The following is a 22,195-nucleotide window of genomic DNA, read 5'->3' as shown; positions in this document are numbered from 1 at the left end:
GAAACGATCCAGCGTGGCGATCCAGGCCTCGAAGTCCGTCAACAACATGCTCTTCGTCCTCATCGGCGAGAAGCTGATCCAGGCGAACGAGGACCTGGCGCGGGGGAGCCACGCCCCGTACCGCAGGCTGGCCAGGAACCTGGAGGAACTGTCCGACCTGATCGAGAAGTCGATCGGCAGCGCCGCCCGGGCGCTGCCGCCCCAGGCCGGGCAGAACTACGTGCGCGCGATGCGCATGTTCGTGGACGAGGGCGGGACCGCTCATCTCAAGCACTTCTCCAAGCAGTTGGACGACATCGCCGACGGCCGGGTCCGGACCTCGTACCAGATCATGGAGACCAAGTGGCAGATCATCGCCGAGGTGATCCGCCTCATGGCCGAACTGTTCGTGGTCTTCGCCCTGTCGGTGTTCAGCGGCGGGGCCGCGGCCGGCCGTGCGGCCGTGGCCAGGGCCCGCAGCCGCGTCGTGATCCTCACGCTCATGGAGACCCTCCTGCGGCGCACGCACATGATGCCCGTCCTCAGTGAGGCGCTGGAGGAGGCGTTCCAGTCGTTCGCGGTCCGGCTGGGCATGATCGCGCTGACCGCCGGCGAGTTCGCCCCCAAGGACTTCGACTGGAAGGCGATCGCCGCGGACGGCGTCATCGGCGGTATCGCGGGCGCCTTCATGGCACCGATCGCCAAGGGGGGCCAGAAGGCCTTCGACGCGATGAAGAAGAGCTTCAAGGGAAACACGACGGTCAAGAACGTCGCCGACGACGTCCTGCCCAAGGTCGGCGCGAAGACGCCCCCGACAGCGGTCAACCACCTGCCGGACCGGAAGAAGGGCGCCGGGGCCGGGGTGCCGACGCCTCCGCCGGGACAGCACCTGTCCGGCGGGAGCCAGGCCCTCGGCGAGGCCGGCGCGGAGTCCGTGGCCGAGTTCCTGGGCGGCGGCCTCATGTACGGCAACTGGTCCACGTCCTGGTCGTCGTTCGTCGGGGCGGGCCTGAGCAACAGGTCCGAGCACGTGCTGCACACCGGCGCTGTCGGCTCGGGTACGTGGATCAACAGCAAGTTCTCCGGCTCCCAGCCCGTCGGGCCGGTCAACGGGCCGGACGCCGGGCTCGACGCCGGGGGCGAGGACGAGCAGGGCACCGTCCCCGGGTCCCCGGTGGGCGGTGCGCCCGCACGCACCGGCGGCGGATCTGGCTCCGGGGCCGGGTCCGACCCGGCGTCGGCCGTGCCCACCGTCGGCGCCGACTTCACCGACCCGGGTCACATCGCCCCGGCGGTCCCTTCCGTCCAGGTCGGAGGCCCCGGGGCCCTCGGCTCCGTCGCGGGCTCGGGCGGTGCCGGGTCCGTCGCGGTGCCCGCGGGCGGTGTTCCCCAGGGCACCGCGCCCGGAACCCCCACGCCGGGTACCACCACGCCCGGTACGGCGTCGCCGCAGCCGGGTACGGCGTCCCCGCAGCCCGGCACGACCGGCGGGACGGGCGGGACGGGCGGGGCCGGCACGACCGGCGGGACGGGCGGGACCGGCGGGAACCGGACACCGGCCGCGGGCGGCGCGGGCACGCAGCCCGGCACCGGATCCGACGAGGACACCGAGGGCACGCCGACGCACGTCACCGGACCCGCCGACGGCGCCGAGGACACGCCCACACCCGTCACCGGGCCCGACGGTGCCACTCCGGCCGCCCCGGCCGCGACGCCGTCCGGCGACGCGGCCCCCGGCCCCGGCACCGTCTCCCCCACGGCTCCGACCGCTCCGGGCGCCGCGCCGCACAGCACCGCGCCGGCCCCTCGGCCCGCCACGGTGGCGGAACCGGCGGCGCCGCCGCGTCCGGTCCGGGGTGCCACGGATCCCGTAGTGACGGACGACGCCCCCACCACCGGGGACGACACGGCCACCGACGACCCGCAGACCGAACCGGCGCACACCGAACCGGCGCAGTCCGTCGGGCAGACCCCGGCCGACCCCGACGGCACCACCACGCCCGCACCCGTCACCACCCAGGCCACCACTCCGCCCACCCCCATCGGCACACAGGGCCCCTCCGGCGTCCCCACCGCCGTGCCCACGACGGCCCCCGACCGCACCGCAAGCACCACCCCGGCCGCCCCGGTCAGCACCCCGGCCACCGCTGCCAACCCCACGCCCGCACCACGCCGGACCCCGCCCACCGCCACCGACTCCACGGCGAACGACCCGACGGCGACCGACCACCCCTCCACCGCGGACGACACCGTCACCGACGACACGCGCGCCGAACCGGTACGCACCGTCGGGCAGACCCCGGCCGACCCCCACGCCACCACCACACCCGAACCCGTCACCACCGAGACCGAGTCGGCCGACCAGGTCCACGACCCGGTCCCGGCTCCAGCCCGGGTCTCCACCGTCTCCGGCGGCGGCACCCCGGCCGCGAGCGGCTCCGCCGACGCCGCTGACGCACGAGCGGCGCAGGAGCAGGAGGAGGCCCCTCCGTCCGCACGCCCCGCCACCGCCACCGCCACCGCCTCCGAGGTCTCACCCGTCAGCGGGCGGACCGTCCCCGCCATGCCGACGGCCGACGTGGCGCCGGCGGTGGACTACAACATGGTGAGCGGCGACGACTTCCACCTCTTCCCCTACCCGGAGAGCCGCGAGGGCGAGCAGGTCTGGCGGTTCTCGAACCTGCCGCCGGAGCAGGTGTTCCGGGAGGGGTTCCACCCGGACGACCCGGCCAACGTCGTGCCCGTCATGGAATGGGTGAGCGAGAATCCGCCCGCGCAGTTCGTGGCCACCACCCGCGACCGCGAACTCCGGTACGGCGACCGCCGCTACCGCTACCAGATCGACACCACCCGCAACGCGCACGATCCCACCGGCATCGACGTCAACGCGACGATCGGCATGGACCTCGCCGAGCAGGAGATCGCGTTCACCGGCCCGATCGCCGGGCCTGCGGTCGTCAGCGTCTTCGACCGCGAACTGCACCGCACCGGCACCTGGAACCCCGCCACCGAATCGGTCGACTGGACCACCGGTGAACTGCTCGCGTCGGGCGAGGTGGACACCGACCGCTGGATACCCTTCGGCGGCGACGGCAACCCCGAGGCGTTCACCTTCGCCCCCGCCGCGCCCGGCACCCGCACGGTGAGCCGCCTCGTCGACGGCGAGCTCGTCGAGTTCGACGCACCGTGGCAGGTGAGCCGCCCGCAGGGATCCGGCGAGCGGACACAGGCCGGCTACACGTGGGCCCACTACCGCGGCGCCAGCCCCGCACAGGACACCGTCCACCTCACCCGCCGGGTACACCTGGCCGCCCAGGACGCGTCCCCCGAGCAGATCACCGCCCTGCGAAACGGCCTGCGCACGGCGCTGGACGACGTGGTCAACCGGCGCGACCACCGCCTGCCCGCCCTCCAGCCCGACCAGGTCACCGGCCCGGCCCTGCCCGGACCGCTGCTGCGCGTCGACGTGCGCTTCGTCGACTCCCCCGCCGACGCCGACTCCGTCGTCACCGTCCGCGACGGCCTGCCCCGCCCCGGACAGTCCATGGTCCAGAACGCCTGGTACACCGACGTCCACCCCGCCGCCTACGTCCACGAGATCGTCCACGGCCTCGGCGTCATCGACGACAACCCCGACCCCCGGACCCTGCTCACCCCCGGCGGCCGCGGCGAACAGCACCTCGCCGACGGCGAGTCCAGCCTCATGGGCCCCTTCACCGACCCTGCCCGGCAGAACTTCGTCCTCACCACCGACCACCTCCAGCAGATCGCCGACGTCCTCAGCCCGTATCTGCACCGCAGCGCGCGGGGGACCGGGGCCGCTCCGGAACTCCCGGTCGCCCAGGAGGCGGTCGCACCGTCCACCGAGGCGGAGGTCGTCTCCGAGCCGGTGGACGGGGAAGCGGCGCGGCACCCGGGCCCCGACGGGCTGCCGGCGGTGAACTACGCCATGGTCCCGGACCCGCGCCGGTTCGTCGTCGAGGTCCGCGGCGAACGCCTGTTCAGGTTCTCGGGCAAGGCGCCGGAAGTGGTGTTCGAGAACGGATTCTCCGCCGACACCTCCGAAGCCGGTCCGACGCTGATGAGGTACGCGCAGCTGAACGGCCCCGCTCCCTTCGTGTCCACAACGCGCGACATCGACCTGTGGTTCAACGAGCGCCGCTACCGCTACGAGATCGACTCGAGCCGCAACCCGGACCCGGTGGGCATCGACCTCAACGCCACCCTGGAGGCGGAGCGCCTGGGCGGTTTCGTCGCGATTCACCAGGTGTCGCCCTTTCCGCACGAACAGGAAGTCACCTTCACGAACGCGGTCGCACCGATGGCGATCGCGAGCGTCTACGACCGGGAGCACAGGCGCACGGGTTTCTGGAACCCGAACGCCAGACGCGTCGAGTGGCTGCCGGGTGACCGTCATCCCCCGGTCCCGGTGGATACGTCCCTGCTCGACCCGGATGACCGTTCCTACGTGGTCACCAGCGCCATCGGGGAACGCCTGTGGCGGTTCTCCGACGAGGCGGAGAACCCGGACCTGGTCCTGCGGGACGGTTTCCGGGCCGCCGGCTCCGGCGAGGCGCCACGGCTGGTGGACTGGGTGGAAGGGGACCGGTCTGCTCACTTCGTGCTGACCACGCGGAATCACGCACCGGGCCGCGGCACACGGCGCTACCGCTACGAGATCGACCCGACGTGGAACTCCGTACCCGCCGGGGTGGATGTCGCCGCCACCATTCGCAGGCAGCAGCAGGCGGGAGTGGTCCCGGCCGAGTGGACCCACCCCCGGCTGGCGGATGAGGTGGTCTTCCCCGGCAGCATCGACTCCTGGGCCGTCCTCAGCGTCTATGACACGGTCGAGAACCGCACCGGCCGGTACGACCCGGACACGGACACCGTCGAGTGGACCGACGGGCAGCACCAGCAGGTGCAGAAGGGGCGGGTGCAGCAGCTGCTCGACGACCTGATGGGTTCTCTGCAGGCCATCTGGGAGGCGGTGCGCACCCAGGGCCGGGCCGCCCTCCAGTGGTTCACGGGGCTGCTCGCGGCCGTGCGCGAGCGTCTCCACGGACTGACGCGCCCCCACGCCGTGGCGGCCCCGGGCGGCGGGCCGGAACAGACCGACGGGCCGTCGCCGTCCCCGTCGGCGGGGCAATCGCCCGCCCCGGCTGCCGGCACCCCGCGTCCGACGGCCGCGGAGCACACGGGGCCGGAGACGGTCGCCGACGGGCACACCGCACCGGTCGCCGGTCCCGCGCCGGACGACCAGGGGACGCTGCCGGAGGGTCCCCGGCCCGAGAACGAGAGCCGGAACGCCGGCACCGCCGTGCCCGGTACGTCGGCGGCCACGGGATCCACTCCCGTGGCGACCGAATCCACTCCCGTGGCGACCACGGAATCCACTCCCCTCGCGACGGCGACGAACGACCCCGACGTTGCGCCCGCGGTCGACTACCGGGTCACCGGGGACGGCACCCGGGCGGCGGACGGACAGCGCGGGGACGATGCCGTTCCCCAGGACGACGGACGCGACGGGTCCGCACGGGAGGACACCGCCCAGGCCGGGCGCGAGAGCGCCGTCACGGCCGCACCGCCTGCTGAACTCACCCGCGCGCGGGCCGCGTTCGAACAGCGCATCGGCGCCCACCACCACGCCGATCCGGCGGCGCTCGCGGCCGCGCGCTCGGCCGTCGTGCGGCTGCGCGAGGTGCTGCGCGCCGCCTACCCGCCTCCCGGACACAGCGCCGAGGTCGTCGACTCGTCGTTCTTCACGACCGACCCGACCAGCGCGGGGCAGACAGCACTGGTCGAGGGCACCTCCAGCACAAACGCCCTCGACCAGCTGATCGCCCGGGGATCGGTGCGCGAGCTGATGACGGCGTTCTTCAACGCCGCCGGGAAGAAGGCGCTGTACGAGAGGGACGCGGAGGTTCCCTCGCTGACCGCCGTGCTGCGGTCGGTTCTGAGCCCCGGTGACGTTTCCTCCGCCGCCCACACCGGCATGCCGCCGGCCGACCGGCTGGGTCTCGACCGCGACGCGCTGGAGACCTATGCCCGGTTCGTGCACAACGGTGCCCGGCACGAACTCCAGGAGTCGCTCGAGGCGGATCCCGAACTGCGCGGGCAGGCCTACCTGTTCGACGCGTCGGACCCCTTCGCCCTGGGCAGTCTGGCCGCCCACAGCACGACGGGCGCGGCCAAGGACCCCTGGGAGATGGTCCGCAGCCAGATGTCACGTGTCGCACGGCCGGCCCCGGAGCAGGAGACCGGCCCGGCGAAGAAGACCCCCCGCGACTACACCTACCTCGGCGCCCGCCTGACGGACGGTGAGCGGACCTTCCTGAGCCGGAACGAGCGGCCGCTGTCCCTGGTCGGCTTCGACATCGAGGAGGTCCCTCTCGACACCCTCACCTTCGACCCGCTCACGGACGACCCCGACGTCACCGGCGTCCTGTCCCGCCCGGACGTCACCGCGGTCGAGATCCAGCGGGCCGCCGCGCCGGCGGACACGACGGCGGACCACGATCCCGGCGTCCCTTCGGCGCAGCCGCGTCCTCCGGTGGAGCGGGTCTTCGCCGTCGTACGGAAACCCGTCACGGTCGAGGCACTCCGCGCCGGCGATCTGAGGGACGCCGCCGAGCAGGGGCCGGAACTGCCCCTGAGCTGGGTCGAGGGGATCGCCTACTGGACCCTGGACGAGCGGTCCCGGTGGTACCGGCGCTGGCACGACGGGCAGGGGATGCCGCTGATCGCCGGCGTCTCCGGTACGACGCTGCGCATGCTCAGGGCCTTCCAGTGGCTGAACGTCCCGGCCACGAGCGCCGTCGACTTCCGCAAGGCCCTGATGGGCTGGATGCTCCCCGGCCAGGACCACTCGCTGTTCGAGATCGTGCGTGCCTCGCACCTTGCCGACGTCTCCTCGCCGCAGGAGGAGGCGGCGCTGGGCGCGGGCGTCACCGGCCTCTACACGATTCCCGGAGTCGTTCCCGCCGGGCTGGTCCCGCCCGGCGCCGGGCCGGCGACCGGGCCCGCGGGGCAGGGTGCCGCCCGTCCGGGACAGCGGTCCGCTCCGTCGTCCCCGGCTGCCTCGTCCGCTGAGGCACCGGCAGGGAGCGAGGGGCCCACGGATACGGCGGACGCCTCCGGCACGGTCCAGGCCGGGGAGGACACCGCCGGGCAGGAAGCGGCGGCGGAGGAAGCGGAGACGCCGCGGGAGCGGTCGCTGCGCGCCATGGGACCGGCCGGGGACTGGGTGCTCAGGCGGGACGCGACCGGGGCGCGGGAGGTGGAACGTCTGGAGGTGGGGCCCCCGGAGGCGTCTCCCGACGGCAAGGTCCCGCGGCCCTGGGTGGGCGCGCTCGGTGGGGCGCTCGACATCAGGAGGTTCGAGGCGCGCCGGTACCGGCTGCCCTCGGGCGAGTTCGCGACCAGCGCGGTGGTGCGCGTGTATCTGGAGAGGTCCTTCGGAGGCTCCTCCTTCGCCTCCGACGAGCAGTTGGAACGTCTGCGGGAGTCGGCCCGGGCAGGCGTCGACGCGATGTGGAACACCGGGCACCGGCTGCCCGACGGGGACGTCTTCCGGCTCGACCTGGAGTTCGTCGCCGATCCCGGCACCGCCCATCACACGGTCACCGTGTACGGCCACCTGGAGCGCGCGAACCACCTGGAGTGGGGAACGAACACCAGGCCGCGCACCATCGCGCACGAGGTGGGCCACCTGCTGGGCCTGGAGGACGAGTACCGCGAGAGCGACGAGTACGGCCGGCGCGCCGTGTACCTCGACGGAACGCTGATGGGGGCGAGCCACATCGACCCCACAGGACGCTTCCTCGTGGACACCGACCTCATGTCCGAGGCCCGGCATTCGGGCCGGGGCGCGCAGCGGATCCCTCCCCGTCATCTGCGGCAGCTCGGTGCGGGCATCGAACAGGCCCGGGAGCGGTGGGCCCGGGACAAGGCCTCGCTGGAGGGCACGCTCCACGACTGGGAAACCCCGGAACCCCCGGCCCGGGCCGACGGGGCCGGGGACGACGCGCCGCCGGACACGGCGGCCGTCCCCGGCGGCGCGGACCGGAGCAGGGCGGATCAGGACAGGGACCTGTTCCGGCCGGCTTCGCCGCCGGCCCGGGCGCGGTTCTCGCCGGATGTCCTGCGCGCGGTGCTGCACGGGGAGTCGCGTCCCGGACGCGGTGGCCGTCTGGCCCCGGGCGCCGGGTCGTCCCGCCCGAGGCCCCTCGTGCTGGACGGCACCACCCGTCCCAACGGCACCTACCGGGCCGAGTACCCGGGGGGCGGGCCCTCGGGTGCCGAGGACCGCTGGCTTCCCGACGCCGGTGACCTGGCCGGGGTCCACCGGGAGCGCGGGCTGATGATGTTCCCCGCGCACTGGACGGAGGAGGACGCGGTCTACGCGGCCGAGCAGGCCTACCTCCACGCCCTGCGGGAGGGGGCCGTCCGGCCCGCCTCAGGCCGCGGCGCCACCCAGGTGTGGACCGGTGAGTACGCGGGCGTGCGGATCGAGGGAGACCTCGTCGGAGGCGTCTTCGCCGGTTTCCGGCCCAGTGACGACCAGCCCGGCGCGCCCGCCCCGGCCTACGCGCCGCCGGTGCCGCCCGGCACGCCGCAGAACGGCCCCCTCTTCGGGCAGCGGGTCGAGGACCTGGTCCGCTACGGCGACCGCCGCACCCTCAGCGGCGCCCACCACGCGCCCAAGGTCGACGAGACCCGGTACGGCCTGCTGATCGGCCCCGGTCAGGAGAACGACAACGGCACCTACCAGGCCGAGGTCCGGTTCCTCGACCCCTCCGTGTCTCCGCACGACGCCGAGGGCACGGCGGACACGAGCAACTGGCGCCCGCACCGGGACGGCGACCAGCACGTGATGTTCCCCGCCGACTGGGCGTCTCACGAGGTGCTGGACGCCGTCTCGGCCGCCCACGACACGGCCGTGGCGCGGGGGATGTCGAGGCCGGTCGACGACCGCGGCACCTATCACTGGGTCGGCACGGCCCAGGGGGTGCGGGTCGAGGGGCTGGTGCGTGACGGCCGGCATCTCGTGTTCCGGCCCACCGCGGTGCAGCCGTACCCGCGCTGGCCCGGCCGCGCGCCTGTCGGCGAGGCCTTGGACTCCGCTTCGGTCTCCGGTGCCGGGCGGTCCCTGCCGCTCGATGTCCGGCACGTGCTGTTGGACAACGGGCAGCAGGGCATCGAGCTGGCGATCCGGTTCCACCTGGCCGCCGCGCCCGGCACCGACACCGCTCGGCTGGACTCCCTTTTCGACAGCCTGCGGAGGTCCACGGCCTCCTCCTACGCCCGGGCGTGGCGGAGGTCCGGGAGCGACGGCCCCCTGCTGCGGTTCGACCTCGTCCGGGTCGACAGTGCGGCGGAGGCACACCACTCCCTCCAGGTGGGTCCCGAGAACGTGGACGGCTTCTCACAGCAGCTCATGGAGCTCGTACCGGCATCGGCCGATCTGCGGCGACTCGCGGTCGACCTGCTGGACGACGGGGCGCCGGGCGCCGACCGGTGGCGGCTGCCGGCCGACACCGATCCGGAACTCGGACAGGAGGAACTGCGCCACGCCCTCGACGTGGCCGACCCCTTCGGCCGTCCCACCACCCTGCGTGAACCCGATCCGACGGAACGGGGCGACTGGCCGTCGCCCGCCGTCCGGGAGGACGAGAGCCTGTCGGAGCCGGGCCGGCCCGGCTCGGACACGGCACAGGGCTGGCCCGGCCTGGACACGGAATCCGGCTGGCCCAGCTCCGACACCGCGCAAGGCTGGCCCGGCTTCGACTCGACGCAGGGCTGGCCCGGCTCGGACCCGGCACAGGGCTGGCCCGGCTTCGACACGACGCAGGGCTGGCCCGGCCTGGTCACAGAACCCGGCTGGCCCAGCTCTGACACCGCGCAAGGCTGGCCCGGCTTCGACACGGAATCCGGCTGGCCCGGCCTGGACCCGGAACCCGGCTGGCCCGGCTCGGAAGCCGCGCAAGACCGGCTCGGCTTCGACACGACACCGGGTTGGCCCGGCTTCGACACGGAATCCGGCTGGCCCGGCCTGGACACGAGCCGGTCCGGCGACGACAGCCCGCGCAGCGACGAGGGCACACCCGGTTTCGACGCGGGAGGGAGCTGGCGTTCCGGTGCGCGCTCGGCCCCCGCCGAGGGCGCACCGAGCACGGCGGAGGGCGTGGGGAACGCCGGGGACGCCGGGCCCGGGTTCGCCGACGGTGTCGAGATCGGCCGTGCTGTGGTCACTCCGCCCCGCGAGCAGACGACCACCCTGGCCCCCTACACCTCGCCCGCCCCGATCAGGCATTTCGAGGCGCGCCGGTACCGGCTGCCCGGCGGGGACTTCGGTACCAGCGCGGTGGTGCGTGTCTTCCTCGGCAGCGCGGACGGCGCGGCCGTGACCGAGCAGCAGAGGAACGAGGTCGCCCGGCGGGCGCAGCAGGGTGTCGACGCCCGTTACAACCGCGGCTCCCGTCTTCCCAACGGAGACCGGTTCCGGGTGTTCCTCGACTTCGTCGGGACCGCCGAGGAAGCGCACCAGCGCATCACGCTGCACCCCGAGATCAGCCGGGTGGACGCCCTGAACTGGGCGCTCGACACCGATTCCGACGTACTGGCCCACGAGGTGGGACACCTGCTGGGCCTGCACGACGAGTACCGCGAGGTGGACGCCGGCCGGCGCCCGGTCTACGCGGACGGGGCGCTGATGGACGGCCCCGCGCGGGTGGACGAGTGGGGGCGCCCCGACCTGGACATGGCGCACCCGAGTGAGGGCACGGCCGTCGGCCGCTGGTGGATCCCGCCGCGCCACCTGCGGCAGATCGGAGCGGCCGTGGAGAGGGCCCTCGCGGCCACCGGAGGACACGCCGTCGGCGATCCGTCCCCCGCCACGGAGACCGCGCTGCCCGGAGAGGACGAGCTGCCGGAGCGTGCGCACTTCTCCCTCGAGGTCCGGCAGACCGTGCTGCACGGAGACCTGCGACTGGACACGGGCGGTCATCTCCCGCCCAGCGGCATGTCGGAGCGGCCGGCCCCGGTCGTAATGGAGGGGACGCACAACCCGAACGGCACCCACCGCGCGGAGTATCCGGACGCCCCCGGGACCCGTCCCCGGCCGGCGAGCGACGTCTCGCCGTACCTCGACGTCGCGGAGCCGGCCGGCACCCAGCGGCGGCCGGGGGCCGGACAGATGATGTTCCCCGCGCACTGGACGGAGGACGACGCCGTCTACGCCGCCGAGCAGGCGTACCTCGACGCCCGGCGGCGCGGCGGGGTCCACCGTGCTCCGGGCCGGCCGGGCAGCCATGTCTGGGTGGGTGAGTACGCCGGAGTGCGTATCGAGGGAGAGCTGCGCCACGGCGTCTTCACCGGGTTCCGCCCCTCGGACAGCCAGCCCGACGGGCCTGCCCCCGGCTACGTACCGCCGCCGGTCTCCGGCTCGCGGAACGGACCCGCCTTCGGGCAGCGGGTCGAGGACCTGTCCAGGTACGGCGACCGGCGCACCCGGACCGGCGTCCACCACAGGCCCGCGCAGGCCCTCGACCTGAATGGCCTCCGGATCGAGGACGGCCCACGGCAGGAGAACGGCACCTACCGGGCCACCGTCTGGTTCCTCGACCCCACCGTGCGTCCCGGCGACCCGCGGGCGGCCGTACCGTCCCGCTGGCGTATGCACTCGGACGGACCCGACCATGTCATGTTCCCCTCCGCGTGGAGACCCCGGCAGGTGCTGGACGCCGTGGCCAGGGCGCACGACGCGGCCGTGGCGACGGAGACGCGGAGGGAGCTGGAGGACGGCCGGACCTACCACTGGGTGGGCGAGGCCGACGGAGTCCGCATCGAGGGACTGGTCCGGGACGGGCGGCACGTCGCCTACCGGCCCACGCCCGTGCAGCCCCGCCTGAGATGGCCCCGGCCCGATCCGGTCGCCGAGACGGCCTCCGTCCCTGCGGTCGTCTCCCGCGACGGGAGCGAGACGCGGTTCTCCGTCCAGCGGGTGATGTATTCCGACGGTGCCCAGGAACACAACCTGTCCGCACGGCTCCATCTGGCTCCGGAGCCCGGTGTTCCGGCGCCCCTGCTCAACACTCTGTGGACGTACATGGAGAAGGTGGCCGACAGGTACAACGACCTGTACTCGAGGATGACCCAGGCACCGCCGGTCCGGCTGTCGCTGCTCCGTGCGGACACCCCGGAGGGAGCCGATCACGTCCTGCGAGTGGCATCCGACGGACTCGTGCAGCTGCTGGACGGGCTGCCGGGGCTCCTGGGCCTGCCGCAGACAGCCGCCGACCTCACCGCTCTGGTCCAGGACCTGGACCAGGTCGCGCCGGCCACGGGGTGGTCGCCACTCGGCGGCACCGAGCCGGCTACGGAACAACCGGTGGGCGAGACGGCCCCGGTGACCGTCTCCCTGCCTCGCGGCGGACGGACCGTCGACGTCGACGTCCGTCACGTGCTGTTCGCCAACGGGCAGCGCGGCCTCGACCTCACGGTCCGGATCCACCTGGACCCGGCGCACGGCACCGAGCCGACCGTGGCGGACCGGCTCTGGGACCGCATGCGCGCGGCCGTCGCCCGCGCCTACGGCGGCATCCGGCGGGCGGATCAGGCTCCGCTGGTCCGTGTGTCGTTGGCCCGCGTGGACAGCCCTCACCAGGACGCGCACCACGTGGTCCCGGTGGGGATGGAGGGGGGCCCGTCGGCCGCGGACGACCTGCCCGGGCTCCTCGGTCTGCCCACAGCGCCCGGGGAGCTGGCGGGCGTCGTCCGGGCTCTGGACGCGGCCGCGCCGCCGTCCACCGGGTGGCTGCCGTCGGACGGCGCCGACCCGGCGCGGGCGCGGGCCGCCCTCGCGCGAGCCCTGGAACTGGCCGACCCGTTCGGCGGGGAGACAACGCTCCGTGAGGCCGGCACCGCGGCGAACGGCACGCCGGGCGCGCGGGTCCCCACGTACATGCAGACCGAGATCGACGGGGTGCTGGCGAGCGTCTTCGCTCCCGGGGCGCCGCTGACCGCGCACGACGAGGCGGGCTTCCCCGCCGGGTGGTCCCGCGAGGACGTGCGCTACGTCGCGTACATGGTCTCGCGGACCACGGACCCGCAGGCGGCCGTGCCCGACCCCACGCGCCTCGGGCGAACGAGGGTCCGCGGCTCATTCGCCGGGGTGGAGATCGACGTCCTGTCCGAGAACGGCAGGATCGTCGACGTCCGTCCGGTTCCGGCAGCGGCGGAACCGGCCCGGAACGGCGAAGCCGGGCCGGACGCCCAGCAGCCGGAGGAACAGGAGACCCCGGGTCCGGACGAGGAGACCCCGGGTCCGGACGAGGAGACCCCGGGTCCGGACGAGGAGACCCCGGTCCGTCGCGAGGAGACCGCGGCGCCCTCCACCGAAGCCGGCGGCCCGGACGAGGAGACCACCGCGGGTGCCGATGACGCGTCCGGCGGGACGCGGCACGCCACCGACGACACCGTGGACCCGGCATCCGCCGGGTTTGATCCGTCCGAGGCCCGGCGTCCGGCGGAGGACCGTCCGCCCCGCTACGACCCGTCGGACGGCACTCGGCGACAGCATCCCACCGCGCCCTTCAGCAGCGTCCTCAAACTCCTGTGGGCGAAGGAGCAGCAGAACCGGAACCCGTCTGCCGCGTGGGAGGCGTTGGCCGACGCGTTCAGCGACGGTGAGGTCGGGGTGAGCCCGGAAACGGTGCGCGACTGGCGGGACGGCAGGTCCTCCCCGGACCAGGCGATGCGCGAGCGGATCGCCGCGTACGCCGAACGCGTCATCCCCGAGGAACTCCACACCTACCGGACCACCCTGTCCCACCTGACCGAGCTGGTCCGCGCACTGGAGTCACAGACGGCCGTGGCCGGGCGACTGGGTGTCACCCGCCAGACGGTGAGGTTCTGGCTGGACGGCACGCGCATGCCGGACGCCGTATCCGCCCTCAAGATCAACAACCTGTACCAGCAATTGCCGGCTCCCGATGAGGAGGTGTCGTCCGGAGGACGGCAGGAGGAGCCGTCCGGTGGTGTCGTAGCGGCCGACGCACCCCTCCAGCCCCCGGCAGGCGGGTCCGTGAGCACACCGGACGCCCAGCCGGAGGAGCCAGAACCGGAGGACGGCGCCGCACCAGAGCCGAGCGATGACGAGGAGCAGCCGGAAGCCGGTGACGAGGCCGGTCAGCCGGAACCGGAGGACCACGACGCCGCCGCCCCCGGCGAGCGGACGCCGGCCCCCTCCCGTATCGAGACGCAGCTCGACACGCACCGTCCGCCCCGCATCGACCACGCGATGCCGGCGCCGTCCGCCGCCGAGGACGGGCCGGTGGTCTTCACCGACGGCAGCAGGCTGCCCGAGTACCTGACGGCCGGATACGGCACCGGGGACGACCGGTCCCGCAGCTACGGCCACAGCCGGGTCGCCCTGCGCGGTGCCGACCTGGTGGTGGCGGAGATCGCCGGGCGTCTCGGCAAACCGGACGCCGAGCCCGGCCTGCGCGAGGCGCTCGACGACCTGCGCCGGGCCATGGACGCCAGGCCGCAGGCGTTCACCGGTGACGGATACGAGTCACCGGCGTTCGGCGACGGGACCAGGACGGCGCTGCGGGTGGTCACCCGTCCGCACGGCAACTGGGAGCGGTTCACCGACGTCCACGCCACCCCCGTCAAGATCGACGCCGCCCACCGCAGCCAGACCGGTGACGGCCGGACCGGCGTGGGGGGCAGCAAGGCGAAGGCCGGGCTGGGCCTGACGGTCGGCCCGTCGTCGGGAGTGGCCGGGTTCGGCCGCGTCAACTTCTCGGTGGGCGTCGCCGAGTCCCACGAGCACGTCTTGCAGGACCAGACGCTCAGCCAGGTGGAGAGCAGGGCGGCGGAGAGCTCGCACCTGCACCTGGACGACGTGCGCTACGAGGTCACCGTCGTCGCTGCGGCCGCGGACTCCGCGGCGGGGCACGACCGGTTCGCGTTCTCGGTGCGCAACGGGCTGACCGTGCGGCTCGCCGACAGCGCCACCTCCCCCGGCGAGCCGGGGCGGGTGCCGCAGCGGATGACGCTGGACGGGCACGCCGACTACCGGCTGGTGCACACCGAGGGCTTCGGTCCGATCAGGCCGCTGCGGGACCGGCTCGCCGCGGAGATCGGCGCCGAGCCCGGCACCGAGGCCCACACGTACCTCTCCGCCTTCTTCGGCGCGGAGCACTTCCAGCGGGCCGCCGACCGGCTGGCCAGGGGCGGCATGGCCACGGAGGTGCTGTTCGACGCGGACGGGGCACCGCTCGGCGCGTTCACCGTGGACCGGGTCGTGCCCGGGGAGGCCGTCCTGCTCACCGAGAGCCAGGTCGTCGAGATGCGCCACACGCTCCAGCAGACCGCCAGGACCGAACGGACGTTCTCCCGCTCGACCACCCTGGGTGTCGAGGTCACCGTCGGCCCCAGCGCGGAGCTGGGGGTCCTCGGGAAGGCCCTGGCCGGAGGTGTCATCGGCCGGGAGCACACGGTCACGCACAGCACCGCGTTCGGCGGCTCGGGCTCCCTCAAGGTGGTCGGCCGGGCGAAGAACGTGCCCACCCTCCTGTACCACGTCCGCAAGACCGTCCACGTGCGGCGGAGCGGCAGCGCGGAGCCCATCCGGTTCGAGACCTGGAGCCTGGACCGGATGACGCACACCGAGGCCCGCCGGCTGGCCGGCTGGGACGACGGCACCGCCCTGCGCGCCCGGCACGGCAACGAGCCGCGCCCCCCGGCGTACCTGACCGGCGACCGCCCCGCCCTGCTGGGCATGAGCAGGCCCGAGGAGTTCCGCTGGGAGGACGGTGAGATCCCGGCAGACGCGTCGACGGGCTGGCTGCAGACCTTCACCGACCAGGTGGTCCGGACGGCCGCCGAGCGGTATCCGGGCGTCCTGGCACCCCTGGAGGCGTTCACCGGTCCGGCAGATGCCCGCTGGCGCGACCGGGAGCACTTCGTCATGGCACTGCAGAACACCCTGCGGGTGCGCAACGCCCTGTCCCACCACAGCGTCGCCGGCAACCTGGGGGTGATCACCACCACCGGGCTGACCATCCCGCTGGACGTTCCGCGCGCCACCTGGACACGCTCGCAACTCACCCTCCGCGTCGGCGGCGAGCTGACGCAACGGCGCTACGAGGGGACCCAGAACGACCTGATCCTGCGGACCAGTGCCCCGGGCACGGAGCGGCTGGACGGCTCCTCCGCGGTGAACGACACCACGAGCTGGGGCCTGGAGGCGCGGACCGGTGTCACGGACCACGCCACCGTCTCGGGCCGCGCGATCTGGGGGCGCAGCCGGGGCCGCGGCACGCAGTACGGGGCGAGCGCGTCCTTCGAACCGCTGGCCGCCAGCGCCCGCCCGTCCCACCTGCACAGCTACCGGCTGAGCCTGACGGTGGCCGTCGAGGGCTTCGCCCGCTACCGCTCGGTGCCGAGAGCACTGTCGCTGGGCACCCTCGGGGCGCGGCCCCAGGAGAGCCGGGACCTGATCGGGGGCGAGGCGGGCACGCCGTTCACCGGCCGCGTCGTACTGGCCGTACCGGACGAGCACGCGCTCCCCGCGCTCGACTCCGTGCCGGAGGACCGGGCGGTGAGCGAGCACCCGCCCGTCCCGCACGGACCCGACTCCGTCGGCGAGAGCCGGCCGTCGGACGCCGGCCCCGAGCCGGCGGCGGACGAGCGGACAGCACCGGACGCGGAGTCGACGCCGAGCGCTGAGTCCGAGGAAGAAGCTGGGGCCACGCCGGACGCCGACTCCGCACCGAACGCCGACTCCGCACCGAACGCCGAGTCCGCACCGGACGTCACCCCGGCACCGGTCGCGGAGGCCACACCGGACGCGGAGGCCACACCGGACGCGGAGGCCACACCGGACGCGGAGGCCACACCGGACGCCGAGCCGGTCGTCCCCTTCGAGGTCCTGAGCCAGGCGCGGGCACGGGCCCTGCTGGACGGCGTACCGGTCCTCGACGGGGCGGCGGCGGGCGAGGCCCGGGAGTGGGACGCGTTCGGCGGCCACGCCCATCAGACCGTCAGCGTGGGCTCGCCCCTGGCGCTCGCCGGTGCCGCCCAGGACCTCATGGCAGGGCTGTCGGGCGGCGCCTGGCACTTCACGCGGACCGGGGCCGTCCCGCACGACGCGATGGTGCGGCTCTTCCAGTCGCACGCCCTCACCAGCGGCTTCGACCAGGCGTCCGGTCCGGCCGGCTCCCGGGCGACGTTCTTCGCCGAGGGCCTGCTGCGGCACCGCGTGGCCGAACTGGTGCACCAGGTCCGGGTCCAGGACCTGCGGGTGATCTCCAAGCCCGTCAAGATGGGCACCGAGCTCGCCATCGGCAGCGACCTGAACATCGCGGGATCGGTCACCACGGGCAGCAGCTTCACCCTGGCCCTGACCGCCGGCGGCAAGTACGGCACGACCCCGGGCGGTACCGAACTCACCTCCACGCACGGCCTGCGCTACGGCCGGGGCAGCTCGCGCACCGAGACCACCAGCGTGACCCGTACGGTCACCTCGGACGCCAACGCCGACGACGGCGGCCACAAGGTCCTGGTGGCCGGTGACACCCGGCACGACATCGCGGGTTCCGTCCGCCTCGAGGGGCTGCTCCGCCCGGTGCTCACGCCCTTCCACCGCGGCGGTCCGGCCGGCGTCCGGCTCATCCTCCCGGACAGCTACCTCGGCCACCTCGGGGAGAAGACGGCCCACCGGCTCGGACTGCTCCGGGACGGCCTGGGCACGGTGCCGCTGTACACGTCGCACGAGTGGACCACCACCACCTGGTGGCAGGACCACCCGTTCGGCTCGTACCCCGTCAACTCCCTGGACGCCACCCAGGTGCTGGCCGACTTCGACCGGCAGCTGCGGAGCTGGCGGGTCGCGGAGGCGGACCGTGAGCGGGTGCGCTCCCTGGTGACCCCCCGTGCCCTGCGGGCCCTGCGGGAGCAGATGACCAGCGGCGGCAGCACGGGGCGTACCCGGGTCGGCCGCTGGATCATGGGCGTCCACCTCGGCAGCCGCTTGGGCACCCTGCGGGTGGAACTGGTCGCCGAGGAGTCGCGGTTCGACGGCCTCGACCACGGCGTGAACATCGAGGACACCCGCGTCGCGACCGTGACGGAGGCGCGCGGCGGCTCGACGGGCAGCTCCAGGGCCTACGGGATCGGCATCAACGAGACCGTGCTGACGGTCCCGTCGAAGCGGGACCCGCGGCCGGGCGAAGTCGCGTCGGTTCCGGTGACGTTCGACGGGTCGGTCGTCACGTCCGAGCAGGCGTCGAGGAGTCTCTCCCGCACGCGGACCCGGACGCAGCGGTTCTACGCCCGCGAGCCGCACGCCCAGTACCGCACCGGGTACCGGCTCCGGCTGACGCTGGACACGGGGCAGGGCACGACGATCCGCGAGGAGAACACGGTCGGGACGCTGCGCGAGTACGTACCGCTCAGCATGACCGCTCCGGCCCAGCGGTCGGTGCCGGCGGCCGACCCGCTCGGTCCGCCCGCCGTGGCCCGGCCGCCGCGGGCCGTCACCCGGTGGACGCCCGGCGCCACCGAGGGCGAGGTCGAAGCCTGGCGGTCCACCGGGCTCCCGGACGGCACCCGCGGCCCCTTCCGGCCGCCCGCCGTCGGCTGGATGGTGCGCAGGGTCGTGGGCCTGGACACCCTGCGGCAGGCCGCCACTGTGGCGCTGGGCGAGGCGTACGGGACTTCCGTGGCCCCCGACGGCGACGGTCCGCGCGAACTCACCGGTGCGGAACTGGACGCGGCCGCGGAGCGTGCCTCCCGTACCGGGCTCACCCGCCCCGGTACCGCGGCGGCGCTCGCGCTCGACAACGCCACCCGGGACGCCGCGCTGGCGGCCTTCTTCGAGGAGAGCGGCACCGCCGAGGGCTACACGGTCCCGGGCCTGCACGGAGAGGGGAGCGCGCGCGGCGACTTCCGTCTCCACTCCAGGCCGGACCTGGGCCGGGCCACCCTGCTGGCGGTGGTGCCGGAGAGCACGATGGAGATCGCGGAGCGGGACACCGGGGCCGCGAGCCAGGCCCGGTCCCGCACGAGCGGATACGACTCCGCCGTCGGCGCCATGGCGGCGGTGGCCGCCGAGGGCGTCGGGTCGGTCGTGCCCTCCGCGAACCTCGCGGGGCCCAACGTCTCGGCCACCGACCGCCGGACGCGGGGCACCGCGGACGGCGCCCAGCTCACCGAGAAGCCGGCCGGCCGGAGTTTCGTGTTCGCGGTGCCGACCGACTGGCTCGGCGTCGCCGAGGTGGAGCGCTCCCGTCATCTGTTCGGCCGGGTCCGCCGCGTCCGGGCCGTCGAGGCACGGACGCAGCTGATCGCGGTGGTGCACGAGGACACGGCCCGCGAGCTGGGCCTGATCGACGAGGCGAACTTCCCGTCCCGGGTCGCGGACGCCTGGAACCAGGTCACCAAGGCGTCCAAGGCGTGGATCGCCGCCGACGAGGCCTACTGGAAGTTGCGCCGCACGCTCGCCGATCAGCCGGGGACCACGCCGGAACCGGCCGGCGGCGACCCGGTGGACGCGGTGAAGCGGCAGCTCCTGCAGCCCCTGCTCGACGAGGCCGAGGCCGCCGCCGCGGAGTTCCACCGGGTCCGGGCCGCGGCCGACCGGCTCACCCGCTGGCACCAGCTGCCCGCGGAGCCGGGACCGTCCGGTGAACCGGAGCGGCGGCAGGGCCTCACCGAGCCCCCGCCGGTGGTGTACCGGGCACCCCGGCCGGCCGGTGAAGGCACCGGGCCGACGGCCGCCCGCTTCACCTCACCCGACGGGACACCGGACCGGCTGGTCTCACCCGAGGGCGTCTTCTACACCGTCCATGACGTCCCCGCCGACGGCGACGGGTTCTTCCACGCCTTGGCCGAGGGGGTGTACCACGCCTCCCCGGAGGAGTTCGGGCACTGGGCGACCGCGGCGGACCGTCAGGAGATCGTGCGTGACCTGCGGGAACGGCTCGCCGATGAGCTGGACGACACGCGCGACGACGATCTGCTGCCCTTCACGTCTCCCGACACGAAGGACAGGTTCGACGACGCGGAACTGCGGGAGAGCGGGGTGGCCTTCGCTCCGGAATCGCCCGAACTCCGCGAGTTCGAGGCCTCGGGGCACATACCGCTGCACGCCGAGCTGCCCGCCGGACAGCGCGCCGCCCTCGCACGGGCGCAGCTGCTGCGTTCCGGTGACGCGGCGAAGGACGCCGGCTGGGACCACGGCGCGGCCGACCTGCTGCCCGCGCTGGCCGCGCGGCACTTCGGGGCGCGGATCACGGTCGTCCGAGGGGACGGCGCCTTCCAGGACTTCACGCCGCCGCCGTCCGGGGAGCCGGACGCAGCGGACGGGCTGCCGGAGGGGGAGGAACTGCCGCGCGTCGTGATCCAGTTGAAGGACCGGCACTACCGGCCGGCGTTCCCCGCCGGAGAGGGCCCGCGCACACCCGCGCTGCCCGCGCCGTCGCCCGCCCCGTCACCCGCGGCGGACACCGGCCCGGAGGCCGTCGCACCCCAGGCCGGCCGGCCGCCGCGGCCCGCGCACGGCTCCGTGCCGTGGACGGCGGGCTCCGGCGACTGGCGCCCCGCCTTCACGCCGGGGCGGGTGCCGTCGCTGACCGGCCCGGACGGCACGGTCCACGCCCTCGTCGCGCCCGAGGGCGACGGCAACGGCTTCTGGTCCTCCGTCGCCGACGGCCTGCCCGGGCTCACCGGCGAGGAACGCGCACTGCTGCCGGCCGGGCCGGCCTCGTCCCGCCCCGGAGGCGACCCGGGTGCGGTCGCCCCCGGGAACGGTGTCTGGGACGACGCCGCCGAGCAGGAGGCGGCCCGGTACGCGGCCGACGTGCTCGGCGCCGACGTCACCGTGGTCGGCGAGGACGGCACCGTCCGCACCCGCGCCACCGGCGACCGATCGGACGGACGCTCGGTGGTCCTGTACCGGAGAGGCGGGGAGTACCTGCTGGCCCGACCGGAACGTGGGACCGGCGACGGTTCCCCGGCCGCGCGGCGCGACGGGACCGGTCACGCTGTTTCCGCCGGGTCCGACAGCGGGGCCGAGGCCGCGCGCGACTCGGCGGACGCCGCCGCGGTGGACGCGGCGGTGGACGCGGCGGTGGACGGGACGGTGGAGGGTGCCGCCGCCACTCGGCCGGACGGCGACGCCACCGACACCGGGCCGGACGCCACCGGCGCCGGGCCGGACGGGCAGACCCCGGACGACGCCTCCGAAGCCGAAGCGGCCCCGGAAGCCCTGACCGCCTCCGAAGCCGAAGCGGCCCCGGAAGTCACGACCCCCTCCGAAGAAGCTCCGGAGGTCATGACCGCCTCCGAGCCCGCCCCCACCTCCGAAGCCAGAAGCGTCCCCGAAGCCGTGACAACCCCCGAAGTCGTGACAACCCCCGAAGCCAAGTCGGTCCCGGAACCCGCCACAACCCCCGAAGCCGCGGACACCACCCAGGCCGAAGCGGCCCCTCGGGTCACGGCGGCCTCGGAGGCCAAAACCCCCCTCCGAACCACCACAAGCGCGGAAGCCATGGAGGTCCACGAAATCTCGGACGCCTCCCGAGCCGAGACCGAAGTCGCCCTTGGTCTCACGGAGGCCCCCGGGCTCGAACACACCTCGGAAGCCAAGACGGCCCCCCGAGCCGCCGCAGCCCCTGAAGCCATGGATGTCTCGGAGGTCTCGGAGATCGCGGAGGTCTTCCCGGCCACCGTCGGCTCCGAAGCCACGGACGGGCGCCGGAGCGCGGACCCGGCGCAAGCCGCGAACGGCTCCGGCGGAAGCTCCTCCGCGCCGGAACCCGACGCCGGGCAGGACGTCGCCGCGGAGCTCCGTGCGCTGCTCGACTCCCCCGAGTTGCTGGCCACACCCGTGGGGCAGCACGACGTGGAGGGGCTGGCGTACGCGCCCAAGGCCGCGGCCTTCTGGCAACTCTCCCCAGGGCAGCAGCGACTTGACCAGCTCGGGCTCGGTCCGGAAGATCGCGAACGCCTGCTGCGCCGGAACCCGGCGCTCTTCCCCCCGGAAGTGCGGGCCGCCTTCACCCGGTTGAGCGCCCGCCGGCATCCCGAGGCGTCCCACCGGGACGGACCGGTGGACCCGGCCGAGCCCGCTGCCACAGCGTCAGCCGCCGCCGCGGCGCCGGTTCAGGAGCCCGCCACCACACCTGCCCCAGCAGGCACCTGA

Annotated in this window: 1 protein-coding gene; it reads left to right on the top strand. The window is 74.4% G+C overall.

Going from position 1 to position 22,195, the window contains the following annotated elements; all coding sequences use genetic code 11:
* Nucleotides 1-13: 13 nt before the first annotated feature.
* On the top strand, nt 14-22,195 hold the full coding sequence (locus VKA29_RS21255; RefSeq protein ID WP_324787470.1) for an EndoU domain-containing protein: 22,182 nt from the start codon (nt 14-16) through the stop codon (nt 22,193-22,195).

It is taken from the genome of Streptomyces sp. H51 (assembly GCF_035656535.1).
GTDB lineage: Bacteria > Actinomycetota > Actinomycetes > Streptomycetales > Streptomycetaceae > Streptomyces.
The sequence above is the reverse complement of the archived record's forward strand: the minus strand, read 5'-3'. Positions and strand labels throughout refer to the sequence as shown.